10 protein-coding genes and 1 pseudogene are annotated in these 13,124 nt (G+C 38.8%); 3 read left to right on the top strand and 8 right to left on the bottom strand.

The window, feature by feature from the left end:
* Window positions 1–240 precede the first annotated feature (240 nt).
* From GQR47_RS19730 to GQR47_RS19695, 8 genes are all read right to left on the bottom strand, one after another.
* Window positions 241–618, bottom strand: coding sequence for a diacylglycerol kinase (locus tag GQR47_RS19730; protein ID WP_010554758.1), 378 nt, complete (start codon window positions 616–618; stop codon window positions 241–243).
* Window positions 608–1,339, bottom strand: coding sequence for a phosphatase PAP2 family protein (locus GQR47_RS19725; RefSeq protein WP_002962876.1), 732 nt, complete (start codon window positions 1,337–1,339; stop codon window positions 608–610). The genes GQR47_RS19730 and GQR47_RS19725 overlap by 11 nt, the downstream gene beginning before the upstream one ends.
* Window positions 1,326–2,228, bottom strand: coding sequence for a cation diffusion facilitator family transporter (locus GQR47_RS19720; RefSeq protein ID WP_016899514.1), 903 nt, complete (start codon window positions 2,226–2,228; stop codon window positions 1,326–1,328). Before GQR47_RS19720 ends, GQR47_RS19725 begins: the two co-directional genes overlap by 14 nt.
* Window positions 2,229–3,845, bottom strand: coding sequence for a phosphoethanolamine--lipid A transferase (locus GQR47_RS19715; RefSeq protein WP_229816631.1), 1,617 nt, complete (start codon window positions 3,843–3,845; stop codon window positions 2,229–2,231). It lies immediately after the preceding gene.
* Between the two features lie 196 nt (window positions 3,846–4,041).
* Window positions 4,042–7,242 (bottom strand): CusA/CzcA family heavy metal efflux RND transporter, encoded by a 3,201-nt coding sequence (locus GQR47_RS19710; RefSeq protein ID WP_165724382.1) that lies wholly within the window; start codon window positions 7,240–7,242, stop codon window positions 4,042–4,044.
* A 12-nt stretch (window positions 7,243–7,254) separates the two neighbouring features.
* On the bottom strand, window positions 7,255–8,601 hold the full coding sequence (locus GQR47_RS19705; RefSeq protein ID WP_024603825.1) for an efflux RND transporter periplasmic adaptor subunit: 1,347 nt from the start codon (window positions 8,599–8,601) through the stop codon (window positions 7,255–7,257).
* A 62-nt stretch (window positions 8,602–8,663) separates the two neighbouring features.
* Window positions 8,664–9,902: a TolC family protein gene (locus tag GQR47_RS19700; RefSeq protein ID WP_165724380.1), complete on the bottom strand. Its 1,239-nt coding sequence runs from the start codon at window positions 9,900–9,902 to the stop codon at window positions 8,664–8,666.
* A 104-nt stretch (window positions 9,903–10,006) separates the two neighbouring features.
* Window positions 10,007–10,354, bottom strand: a complete 348-nt coding sequence (locus GQR47_RS19695; protein ID WP_165724379.1) for a DUF2946 domain-containing protein — start codon at window positions 10,352–10,354, stop codon at window positions 10,007–10,009.
* Between the two features lie 168 nt (window positions 10,355–10,522).
* On the opposite strand from GQR47_RS19695, the pseudogene GQR47_RS19690 reads away from it, so the two are divergent.
* The 3 genes and pseudogenes from GQR47_RS19690 (at window position 10,523) to GQR47_RS19680 (ending at window position 13,047) form a co-directional block, all read left to right on the top strand.
* Window positions 10,523–11,665 (top strand): annotated as a pseudogene (locus GQR47_RS19690) (ISAs1 family transposase).
* A 720-nt stretch (window positions 11,666–12,385) separates the two neighbouring features.
* On the top strand, window positions 12,386–12,652 hold the full coding sequence (locus GQR47_RS19685) for a helix-turn-helix transcriptional regulator (RefSeq protein ID WP_024596285.1): 267 nt from the start codon (window positions 12,386–12,388) through the stop codon (window positions 12,650–12,652).
* Window positions 12,646–13,047 (top strand): HipA N-terminal domain-containing protein, encoded by a 402-nt coding sequence (locus GQR47_RS19680; protein ID WP_024596286.1) that lies wholly within the window; start codon window positions 12,646–12,648, stop codon window positions 13,045–13,047. The genes GQR47_RS19685 and GQR47_RS19680 overlap by 7 nt, the downstream gene beginning before the upstream one ends.
* The last annotated feature ends 77 nt before the right edge of the window (window positions 13,048–13,124 follow it).

Here is a 13,124-nt window from a genome sequence, read left to right as displayed (position 1 = left end):
GCAACATATTGCAGAGCAGCCAAGTAACCTTGAGCCACTGCTACCTTGGAATATTAAGCAAGGCTAGGTGTCGTTAGCTATACGCTTACAGCAGAAGTTACTATTTGAGTGTTTTGGCTAAAAATGTTTGTATTTTTTGATCTATAGCGGACATGGCTGAAAATATTCTTAATTGTCTAACATAGAGTATTAGATTAAATATATTTTTGAATTATTATACATTCTAATAACATTTACACTTCATAAGCTCAAGTGCTGAATAAATACACCAGCCCATATTAAAGTTGCGATGATAACGCTCACCATCACAGCCAAAGAGCCTAAGTCTTTCGCTAAACCTGACAGCGGATGAATTTCCGCGCCAATTCTATCGACTACTGCCTCAATAGCGGTATTGAAGATTTCTGCCAACAATACGAATAATAAAGCGCACCAAAGAATCACGTACTCAAAAAGTGAAAATGGAAAGAATAAACAGCCCACAACGAGAAGAACTGACAGCCAGAATTCTTGTTTAAACGCTGCTTCATTTGCTATCAGCCATTTAAACGCTCTGAGTGAATGCCCCGCTGCTAGGTATATTCGTTTTATTCCCGTCGGCTTTTGCTTAGTACCCATTGATTGGCTCCTGTTGGCTATTCTTAGCATTAGGTTTGGAATTAGGAAAGTGTAAGGTACGAAACACTACCGCGGCTATCAAACAAATGATTAACCATGACAACGTCATCGTTGTTAGTGTGTGACTTAAAAAATGGTCACCTATCGCCATCTTATAACTCCCCATAATCCAGCCAGTAGAAACAGCAAACGCTATCGCAATACATTGGTATTTCGGACGATAAAACAAAAAGAATAATGACATTAAGGCAAAACCACCGCTGGCATGACCCGCAGGAAAGCACTTGTACTTTTTAGTTGACTCAAACGATTCAGGCATTAATTCAAACGCCTTAACATAAGGGACATCGCCGCCATATAGTTCAAGCTGCGCAGGACAAGCACCATTGGTTGTTGCTTTTAAACCGCCGATGACTGACGGCACTAACATCAAAGAGAAAATAACCACTAATAATCGCTTTTGAAAGTGCTTAGAGTACTTGCGTCTACAAGCGATAACGTAAAAAGCAATGAGCGACAGTGCCAACAAAATAATGCTGTATTTAGGCAACAAGTAAAAAATAAAACGATAAGGCTCTTCATATTTATCAATTAACCACGTTTGGTTGGATGCATTGAATAACAAATTTTGAAGCCAAATATCGCTATTTGTTGTTTCAAATAAAAAAGCAATAAGCGTTAATGCATACATTGAATAAAGCAGGTGTTTACTCAAGTTCAAAACAATTCTCCATTTGCAAGGTGTTCCCTACTACCACTTCTATGGTCGAGTGGTGAATACCGTATTGAGCTGCGAGCAAATCTTTAATTGGCTTAAGATCTTGGAATTGTTCCATCGTTTTTAAGTTAACACTGGTTTCTAAATACACTTCGCTATCATCTAATTGCCACACATGAATGTGTCTTACTTTTTCAACATTCTCCATTGATTCGATATCCTTACAAATCTTATCGATATCGATATCAACGGGGACCGCTTGCATTAAAATACGAATACTTTGCTTAGCTAAAATAATACCGTGGTACACCACATAAACCGAGATAAGTATGGTTGCCAATAAATCGACAACATACCATTGATATAAAATGATCAAACTACCCGCAACAATGACAACGACAGAAGCAAAGGCATCAGATAAATTATGAATAAATGCCGCTCTGAGATTCAAGTTATTCTTCGCGCCTGCTTGATAAGTCAACCACGCGGTTATGGAATCAATCGCTAAGGCTATTGTCGCAATCCAAACAACAATCCAACCATCAATAGGTTGAGGGTTAAAGTACTTCTCAACTGCGGCATAAATGAGATATATACCAAGAATAATAAGGGTAGTAGTGTTGATTAATGCCCCGATAATTTCAGCCCGTTTAAAACCAAAAGTCATTTGGCTATTAGCGGGTTTTCTTGCAATTTTTCTCGCAACAATCGCAATAACGATAGCGCCTGCATCACTGAGGTTATGAAGCGCATCAGCAATCAAGGATAAACTACCTGATAAAACCCCGCCGATAACTTGGGCCACAGTAAGTAAAATATTGATAAATACTGCCATGCTTAATTTTCCGTCATGGTTATGTGCATGGCTGTGCGTATGGTTATTATTTGACATTTACTCTTCCTCTTGCATAACAAATAGTGGTGATGGCGCTTTTTCAGGCAATGACATATCTGTGCTGATATTTAACGCATGTAGTAAAGAAAAAGAAAAAGCATCGTGAGAACTTTCTTTTTTACTTTGTTTGACCGTACTTTCCATATCAACGTGTGATGAAGAGCCGAACCAAGCAATTAAAGGTACATGAGTCTGTTCTTCAGGCGCCAGCATGTAAGGCATACCATGTAAGTAGAGTCCGTTCTTACCTAACGATTCACCATGATCGCCAATATAAAACATGGCAGTTTCAAAGTTGGTATTGTTCTCTTCTAATAAATTAATGGTTTCATTGATAAAGTAATCGGTATAGAGAATGGCATTATCATACGCATTAACAATTTCGCTAGTTTCACAGGCGGAGAGTTCGCTTGTTTGACAGGCAGGAGTGAACTTCTCAAAGTCTTTGGGGTATCGTTTGTAATATGCCGGGCCGTGGTTGCCCATTTGATGAAGCACTATGAGTACACTACCTTCTTGATCATCAATATACCCCTGTAAACCGTCTAACATACCAATGTCACGACACTCTATATCGCACACTGAATTTAGCTCAGGTGATTTGAAATTTTGGTATTCGACACGATCTGCGACGCCTTTTGAACTAGAGTTATTGTCTCGCCAAAGGACACTTACCCCGGCTTTGGAAATAACATCTAATACGTTTTGTGTTCGCCGTGCTTTTTTATTATCAAATGACTCTCGGTTATCGAATGAAAACATACAAGGGACCGAAATCGCGGTTGATGTGCCACAAGCATAGAATTTATCAAAACTAATTAAATCATCTCTTTGAGCTAATAATGGTGTAGTTTCTCGTTTATAGCCATTTATAGAAAGATTACCCGCATGGACAGTTTCACCGACAATGACAATGTAGAGTTTTTTATGCGACTCTTTATCAATATCATTGGCAGAGTTTACTACCATTAAAAATTCGTTATTTTCTTGCTGTTCAAGCACGTCCTTGAGGAAAAATCCCGTAGAGTAAATGGGATAGATAGGATTTAAGTAAAATCTTAATGGCTTGTGTTCTCTAAAGAAATTAGTGAATTGAGCACTAAAAATATAAAGTGAAACAGTAATTACACCAAGTGCCATGATGGTATTACTTATTTGTAGCCAACAGTTTTTTGTCCATGACGATTTATCTATTTTGACCATAAAAAGGCAAGCTATAGGTACTATGGCTAACAACAAAACAGTTAAAAAATACTCAAATGACAGTAAGTCAGTTGCTTCATCGATATTCGTTTCAGCAATGTTTTGAATCATTACATTATCAATGATGGTGCCAAAGCTATCGGTATAATAACCAGCCATGGCAGATAAGAGTAAAAGACTGCTCAGTACTATTCGAACGGGAATGATAATACTGAAAAATGACACAATAATGGTTAATACACTCATTACCACAAGAGTCAGCGCGATAATAAAACCTTGATTATCTTGCCACGGGTATACCGAATTAACTTGTTCAAAAAATGTAGAATTGCCCGTCACTATAATAAATAGCACGGTGGCGATAATAAGGAGGTTTGGCGAATAATTGAAAAACGACAGCTTTTTCATCATTATTCCCTAAATTTAGGATGCAAAAATTCGAAGCTAATAAAAGCCTACTATTGAATCTCTGCATCGAGTGAAAATGACTGGCTAAGCCCTGCTTTTGACAAGAGCTTAGCTAGTAGCGATTTATAGTGCTATCAAATTAGTTACTTACTTTATTAATTTGTAAGTTAATGAGTAAGTCACTAAGTTATCTAGCGCGTTAGTCTCTAAGATCTTTGATTTTGGCTTTTGAGAACCAAGCATATAAAACCGGTAACACAAACAAGGTGAGTAACGTTGCAGTAACCAAACCGCCAACAATAACACTCGCCAGTGGTCGTTGAATTTCAGCGCCAACTCCATTGGACATCAGCATTGGAATTAAACCTAACGCAGAAGTAATGGCGGTCATTAATACTGGACGTAAACGAGATACTGCCCCATCAAAAACAGCTTTTGAGGTGTCTATACCATCTTTTACCAGCTGGTTAATGCTTTCTACCATGACTACACCATTAAGCACGGCGACACCAAACAAAGTGATAAAGCCGACTGAACTTGGCACTGACAAGTATTGACCTGAAATATACAGTGAGAAAATACCACCTATAACGGCCAAGGGTACATTCACTAAAATAAGCATCGCTTGACCAACAGAGCCAAAGGCGAAATAAAGTAGCAAGGCAATTAGTGCCAATGATAGAGGCACTACCACTGATAGTCGCTGCTGCGCACGTTGTTGGTTTTCAAATTGACCACCAATCACTACAGAATAACCTGCAGGTAAATCTACTTTGCTATCAATAACTGCACGAATGTCGCTAACAACACTTCCCATGTCTCGACCTTGAACATTGGCTTGAATTACCACGCGTCGCTGTACATCATCACGTCGCACTTGTGGTGGGCCAGATTCAAAACTGACGGTAGCAATATCGCCTAAACGTACCCAAGCACCCGTAGGTGATTGTATTCTCAGATCTGCAATAGCTTCTTGGTTATCACGGTATTTTTCTTCAATGCGAACATAAATATCATAACGTTCATTGCCATTGATTATTTGGCCAGCGCTAACGCCACCGATACCGTTTTTAACCACTTCCATGACATCGCCAACTGACAAACCAAAACGTGACAATTGCTGTCTTTTCGGTTTAATCACTAACTGTGCTTCACCAGCGATTTGCTCTAAGGCTACATCTCTTGCGCCATCAATTTGTTTGATTGCCGCTTCAATTTCTTGACCTTTGCTCGCCAACATATCTAATTCTGGTCCAAACAATTTAATGGCAAGTTGCGCTTTAACTCCTGATAGTAATTCATCTACACGAGTCGCTATGGGCTGTGAAAAGTTAAGTAATAACCCTGGGAATTGCTCAAGTTTCTCTTCCATTAAACCTTGTAATTCAACGCGATTTTTGGCACTTGTCCATTCTGAAACAGGTTTTAAGCCAATGTAAATTTCGATGTTATTAACTGGTTCAGGATCACCGCCGATTTCAGCACGTCCAATTCGACTTAGGGTATATTCAACTTCGGGGAACTCCATTAACTTTTCTTCAAGAATTGGAGCAACCGACAAGGCTGTTTCTAAACTTGCTGATGGCGCTAATGTTGCTCTTAGGTTAATGGTACCCTCTTCTAATTCTGGTACAAATTCAGTCCCTATTTGAGGTATTAAAGATGCTGCACCCACAAGTAACAATAATGAAGCAATAATAACTACTTTCGTGTGTTTCATCGCGGCTTTGAGGCCTTTTCGATAAAGCTTATCTAATGGTTTTAAGACAAAACTTTCTCTTTCTTTAACGCCTTTATTAAACATAAAGGTTGCTAAGGCTGGAACCACAAACAGTGCCACAAAAATAGCCGAAATAACCGCTAAAATAATACTGATAGCCATCGGCTGGAACAATTTAGCTTCCACTCCTTCAAAGCTAAATAACGGTGTAAATACCACTAAAATAATAGAGGCAGCAAAAAATACCGGGCGTGCAACTTCTTTTCCTGCTTCTTTTAATCGTAGAGGAATGCCTTCTTTATCATGTTCTACATCGTGGGGATCAGCATCTGTGCCTAACGTTCTCGCTTGCGCATTTTTGTAATGTGTTGAATCAGGTCTATTAAGGTGTTTGAACATGTTTTCAACCATCACAACAGAGCCATCAACCAACATACCAATAGCAACAGCGATACCACCTAACGACATTAAGTTTGCCGATAAACCTATCCAAGACATCACCATTAAGGCGATAGCGATTGAAATAGGAATTGAAATTAACACTAAAAAGGTTGCGCGTAAGTTCATTAAAAACAGAGCAAGTACGATAGCGATAAATATAAATGCCAGCGCTAATGCTTGCACTACAGTATCAACTGCTTTAGTAATTAAATCTGCCTGATCGTAGAAAGGTTCAAAACGTACGCCTTCAGGTAGTGCTTGGTTGATCATTGGAATACGTGCACTTATACCGTCGATTGTCACTTTAGTATTTGCGCCCATACGTTTCAATACGATACCTGAAACCACTTCACCTAAGTTTTCAATGTTACCCTGTGCATCTCTGCGCGTCATAGTAACTGCGCCTTGGCGTATTTCACTACCCAGCGAAACCTTGGCTACATCTTCGATAGTCACCACAGTACCATCAACCGTTTTAACCGGTACTTGTCTAATATCAGCTAAACCTGCTTCGCCACTATTAAACCAACCTGTGCCACGAATAACTAATTGCTCTTGTCCACGGTTCATGTACCAACCGCCAACATTGGCATTGTTGTTATCGAGTGCAGTAACAATATCGTCTTGCGTTAACTCATATGATAATAATTTACTTGGCTCAATGTTGACTTGATACTGTCTGACGTTGCCGCCAAAAGATAAGACGTCGGTAACACCATCTACCGGCATAACCAATAACTTTACTATCCAATCGTTCAAGCTCCTTAAGGTCATAGAATCATAACCAGAATCTTTATCTGCAATTAACAAATACTGAAAAACTTGACCCAAACCTGAGGTGTTAGGTCCCATTTCTGGTGTGCCCACGCCTTGCGGAATTAACTCTTTTGCCGCTTGTAAACGCTCAAATACTAACTGGCGAGCAAAGTAGATGTCTGTGCCTTCTTTAAAGACAACAGTAACACCCGATAAACCCGTTTTTGAAATAGAGCGTACTTGCTCTACATCAGGCAACGCATACATTACTGCTTCAATGGGATAGGTTATTAACTGCTCTACTTCTTCAGCGGCTAAGCCCGGTGCTTCAGTATTAACCGCTACCTGAACATTGGTTACATCAGGAAAAGCATCTAAATTTAGTTTTGGGATCACCATAACAGAGCCTGCCATAGTAGCAATTAGGGCGATAATTACTAAGAGTCGATTATTGATCGACCAATCAATTATTTTATTAAACATAATCTTATTCCCCTAGTGGCCGTGCGGATCAAATCCGCCTTTTGCTATTTCTGACGCAACAAAAAAGGCACCTTTTGTTACCAAACGGGTATTAGGCTCAATACCGATAATTTGACGGTAATTGCCTAATGGCTGACCTAATTCAACTTCAACGGCTTTAAATTCACCAGGATGGTCTTCAACAAATACCGTCCAATCACCATCGGCACCACGCATTAATGCTGTTTCTGGTACTGCTATTACAGGGCTTTGCGTATCAAACTGAAAATTTACATTAACAAACATGCCTGAATGCAAACTGTCATCAGTATTTTCAACCGACAGTCTAACGATTCGGGTACGCGTACTTGGATCAATGGTATGTGCTTCTTGAATGACCTTGGCAACATGCACTTGCCCGGCAAACTCAACTTTTGCAATGGTGCCAATAGGAAGACTTAATTTTTTATTTGGCGAAACACGCGCTTCAACCCATAAGTCTTTTTCATCAGCCAATACCATGATTTTTTCACCGGCAGGCACACGTTGTCCTTGAGAGAAATCATCACTTAAAACCACACCAGAGCGCTGAGCGACTAAGGTATATTCACCAAGATTTGATGAGTTGTTTTTTACAATATCTTTAATGGCTGCTTTGGTTAAACCAAAGGCAGTTAATCGACCATAAGCTGAAATGTAATCTGTTTCACTGGCTAATAGGCGGCTTTCACTGACGGTGCCAAGGCCCAATTTTTTAGCTCGTTGCCACTCACTGTAAGCAACACGATATTGTGCTTGTGCTTCGGCCATTGATTCACTAAATAAGGTAACTAAAGACTGACCCTTAGTCACATGTTCACCTAAAATAGCATGACGACTGATCACTACCGATTCAGTACGTGAAGAGACAATGTAACTGGTATAACCGTTCGCTTTTATTTCTCCTGGTGCATAGATACTTTTAGCAAAAATTGCCGGCTTTAAGTTAGTCACTTTGATATTGGCGAGTGCCATTTTTTCTGGACTAAAACTTATGCCTTCTTCATGTTCTTCTTCAGCTGTTTCTTTACTCGCTGTTTCACTACCATGGTCATGACCGTCATCAGATTTCTCCTCCGCAGCATGGTCGTCTTTGCTTTCATCACTACCATGTTCATGACCACTTTCGTCATGCACTTCTTCACTTTCAGAGTCATGATCATGGTCAGTTTTTAATACGATGGATTGCTCTACTGCTGGCGTTTTTTCTAGAGCGGCATCGTTATATGATAATGCCGTAGTTGACACGACAGCTAAGCCAGTAAATAAACTACTTAGGGTAATGAGTTTTATTTTTTTCACTATTTTATGAGATGTTTTATCAGTTATTTTATTTTTCATTTTTAATTCCAAATTCTGTAACAATTCACGCTCATCAAGCCGCGTAAAGTGATATAATAGGTTTAGTTTAATAGCTTAGTTGCCGCATTTAATTGGCCTACATCGAGTAGCCATTGCACTTCGCTTATTTTGAACTGGGCTTGTAATTCAATGCCCGCGTATAAACCTTCCGCTCTTTGTTGTAATGCCAATAAATAATCCGAGGTATTTAAATCACCTACTTGCCATTGTTTTTGCAATAACTGCGCGCTGTGTTCGCCGCGTCCTTGCATTAACTGTTGCCAACGGCCAAGGTATTTTTTATTAGAGATTAGTGAGGCAGTACTTGCCTGTATCAAATACTTTTGCTTACGCATTACTGAACGAAAATTTGCTTCTGCGGCGATAGCTTGTTGGTTTTGTGCTTTGGCATTAGCTTGGTAATCATTACGAATATTTAACGGCATAGAAAAAGTAACTCCGACAACATTATCGACATCATTTTTTCCGGTACTAATTCCAATGGTAGGATCGGCTTTGGTTTCAAGCATGGCATATTGAGCTTTACTTTTTTGCATTTGCCACAGTGCTTGAGAGGCTAATACTTGCGGGTGCTGCGTTAACCACTGCTCAGCTACTTGAAAGTTTGTAACGCCTAAGCCCTGCTCTGGATATGCTTGTGTATCAGGACGCCAATCAGGCAACAACTCATTAACCTTGGCTTGAGCTTGTGTTAACTGTGCTTGTATTTGGGCCGTTTTATTAAGCATTTGCGACAAATTCAAGAAAGTTAACTCAGCATCAACCTGACCAAGATCGCCAGCTTTCTGCCTTTTAGTTACAATTTTAAGCAAGGTTTCTAACTGTTGCTCTTGTTCAAAAGCAAGTGACGACTTATCCATGGCAAGTTGCCAATTAATAAGTGCTTTTAAGGCTTGTGCTTTTTTCTGCTCTATCGCATAAGTGAATTGTTTACTGGCCGCCGTTAATATTTTATCGCCGATAGCAGCATTAACAGCCTGCTTATCCCACAAGTCAATCGTTTGGCTAATACCAATATTGTAATTATTTCCGTCACCTTCACGCTCGTAACCTGTCGATAGTTCTGGGTTGTAAAGTGGTAACTTACTGCCCTGTGCTTTGGAAAATTCAGCATTCATGAGTTCACGTGCTGAGACAATATCAGGGTGTTTATTGATTTGCCGATCGAGCCAGTCACTCGATAGCGTTGGCTTAGCAAAAGCGAAGCTACTAACAGATAAACTTGCTGAAAAGCCGATAAATAATGCGATTCCAGTAGATTTTGCTGAGAAAAATTTCATAATAATCTCTTAATTTAATAATAAAATGCCGCAACTAAACCAACTAGGCTACATTAAGCGCTAGTTAAGAATAAATTTGTTACGAATATAGCTTTAAAACTAAATTAAACGATTGGGGGGCGTATAGGTTCTTCAGTGAATATTTTATCTACATGAACAGCATAAAAATATTGATTTGTAATAATAAGTTTAGGGGTCTGTAGTGTAGATTTATTACTGGCAACCCACTGTGTGTGAGTGCCTTGACAGTGACCACAATGATGGCAATCTTTAATATTATGTTCAGTGTCAGATGATTCATCGAAAAGTTCAATATCATCACTATCATGGGAATGTTCTGTTTGAATATGTAGAGAGTCAATCTGATGACTTTCATTTGAATTAGCCACAGAAGCAAACGACTGCAATGCAATCGATAGTACTACTAACAAACTAATCCAAGTATTTTTCATTTTTACTCTAACATCAAAATTTTAAAAACATGGTAGTCAAGAAACCCACTCAAGTCAATCAAATTAAGTAGTTTATACAGGACAATCCACGGCAAGATCATTATAAATTGAACTTCTAGAACAAGTAGCGATCAGATCAAGGCATTATAATCACCTTGGTCACTTAATATGAGCGCTACTTTTCTGAAACACTTTGATTCAATTACCGATCCTCGCATTGAACGCTGTAAAAAGCATGAACTTATCGATATTCTCCTCTTAGCCATTAGTGCTGTACTCTCCGGCGCAGAAGGATGGGAGGATATTGAAGATTTTGGGCATCTAAAACTTGATTGGTTAAAAAAATATGGCGCTTTCAAAGAGGGTATCCCAAGACACGACACCATTGCCCGTGTCATTTGTCGGTTAAAATCAGATGAAATAGAGCATTCATTTCAATCTTGGATATCATCACTTATTGAAACCACTGGTGCTGATATCATTGCCATTGATGGAAAAACAGCACGTCGTTCATTTACAACCAAAGATAGAAAAAGTGCCTTACATACCGTCAGCGCATGGAGCTGCCAACACCAATTAGTGTTAGGGCAAACAGCCGTTGATAGCAAAACAAATGAAATCACCGCAATTCCTGAATTACTTACCCTGTTGGATATTGAAAATAGTATTATCACGCTTGATGCAATGGGGTGCCAACAAGAAATTGCTAAACAAATAATTAAGCAGAAAGCGGATTATATTCTGGCGCTAAAGGGCAACCACTCGGGTATGCAGATTGAATTATAAGCTTGGTGGCATAAGAATGAGCGCGAAGGATTAACCAAGAGTAACTATGATAAACATGCCGAAATCAGCTCAGGGCATGGGCGCATTGAAACAAGAACTTGTCAGCAATTACTTATTGATAAAAGTTGGTTAGGCAAAACTTACCAATGGTATGGTTTAAAGAGTGTTATTCAAGTCACCGCACAAGTTCACGATAAATCGGCGGGTACAGACACTATAGAAACCCGTTGGTATATTAGTTCGTTGGCACTAGATGCAGAGCAATCGCTCAATGCGGTACGTAGCCACTGGCAGGTTGAAAGTATGCATTGGATGTTGGATATGAATTTTAGGGAAGATGAATCGAGAATACGTAAGAAGCAAGGACCGCTTGTGTTTAACGTCATGAGAAAAATAGCCATGGCGTTATTTAAGCGAGATACAACTAAATCAGCAAGTATGGCGAGGAAAAAGAAAATGGCAGGGCTAGACGATGATTATCGTTCAACCCTGTTAGAACCTGGGATTAAAATGCGCCAGCCGTGAGCTAATGACCAGGAGCCGTATTTATAAATAATGATACGGATTATTTAATGTGACCGTACACAATATATTTTTATAAATTCCTGTCTTGCTTATATATGGTGATTTACTAAATTCAACTTATCTGTTTAATGGTTTTCAAATGCAATTTTGCCTGTTTGTCGAACATCTTTTATCCAAAAAATTCTACTAAGCAAGATCATTTGAGGGGATTAATTTCTGATAGGGAAAGATCTGTTTATTGGTAAATTCGGCAAATAGTGGCGGTATTAGACCGGTGTTAACAAGGGCTGGTTTAGAAATGCTTTATGTTGCTTTATTGATTTTGAGAAGGGAATAACCATTCTCTTCAATCAATGCCTTGCCTAAAGGCATTTCTAATTCCAGCTGAATGGGGTTTTGTTCCCATCCCCTCGAAATTACTATTAAGCCTGTTTTTTATACAATTTATTGATGTATGATAATAAAAATGAATTAACCCCTTAACAGGAATATAGGGCTTAAAGTGTAATAAGTCCCCCGCTGCCTATAGGATCATTAACAGACTGGAATAAATTTTAATGCGCATGAATTTTTGAGAGGCACTATAATTCAAGATGTTTGGTAGCTTTAATTATTAAAAACATTAATTACAATCAAAAATTAATACCTGAAATAACAGGTGTTAATTGAATTAATGATATATAATACCTTCTATAATAGGTGTTTTAATTGGTAAGGCTTATGGATAATGATTGGTTTTTAAAAAAAGGGAAGGAAATACAAACCCTCCGAAAAAGAAAATTCCCCAATGATACCCAAAAGACCTTTGCCGCTAGAGTAGGTGTTGGCCTCACTACGATTCAAAACCTTGAAGCTGGAAAAGAAGGGGTTGCGTGGGGAACAGTCTGCAAGGTACTAACTATTCTTGGCCGTAAGAAATACCTCGAAGAATTATTTCTCAACAATGAACTTGAACTCAATATTATTGATAAGGTTACAACGTGGTAAGTAACATATTCAAAGTTCGATTCAAACTACTATCCGGTGACATTATCCGTTGTGGTATTGCAGGGGTAATAGAGAACACTAGAAAGCAAGTAGATAGTGTTGAATTTGCGTACCACAAGGATTATCTCTCAAAGGTTAAACACCCTATAGATCCATCTACCTTACATCTGACATCAAATGTTTTTAAGTTATATTGTGATAAATCCGCCCCAGGATTCATTGATGATATTTTACCGGACTCATGGGGTAAAAAGGTATTATCTAGAATACATAACATTCCTTATCCTTCCATATCAGATTTACTCAAGGTGATGGAGTATTCAACTGTTGGTGCGCTTCATTTTTCTAGTGAAGACAGTTCGGATATTTCTTTCGGTTTAGGTGTAAGCGTCTAGCAAAGTGCACCTGCCAGTAATTCGTCAAACCGATTAAGCTATTTCTTAATTTCAATTAGGAGATAGCCATGAGAAAA

The sequence above is a fragment of the Pseudoalteromonas sp. Z1A2 genome (assembly GCF_011378755.1).
Lineage (GTDB): Bacteria > Pseudomonadota > Gammaproteobacteria > Enterobacterales > Alteromonadaceae > Pseudoalteromonas > Pseudoalteromonas distincta.
This window is presented reverse-complemented; position numbering and strand designations above follow the sequence as displayed.

Coding starts and splice junctions, on each gene's coding strand:
- GQR47_RS19720 (WP_016899514.1), bottom strand. CDS start 2,228: ATGTCAAATAATAACCATACGCACAGCCATGCACATAACCATGACGGA.
- GQR47_RS19685 (WP_024596285.1), top strand. CDS start 12,386: ATGGATAATGATTGGTTTTTAAAAAAAGGGAAGGAAATACAAACCCTC.
- GQR47_RS19695 (WP_165724379.1), bottom strand. CDS start 10,354: ATGAAAAATACTTGGATTAGTTTGTTAGTAGTACTATCGATTGCATTG.
- GQR47_RS19715 (WP_229816631.1), bottom strand. CDS start 3,845: ATGATGAAAAAGCTGTCGTTTTTCAATTATTCGCCAAACCTCCTTATT.
- GQR47_RS19710 (WP_165724382.1), bottom strand. CDS start 7,242: ATGTTTAATAAAATAATTGATTGGTCGATCAATAATCGACTCTTAGTA.
- GQR47_RS19730 (WP_010554758.1), bottom strand. CDS start 618: ATGGGTACTAAGCAAAAGCCGACGGGAATAAAACGAATATACCTAGCA.
- GQR47_RS19705 (WP_024603825.1), bottom strand. CDS start 8,601: ATGAAAAATAAAATAACTGATAAAACATCTCATAAAATAGTGAAAAAA.
- GQR47_RS19700 (WP_165724380.1), bottom strand. CDS start 9,902: ATGAAATTTTTCTCAGCAAAATCTACTGGAATCGCATTATTTATCGGC.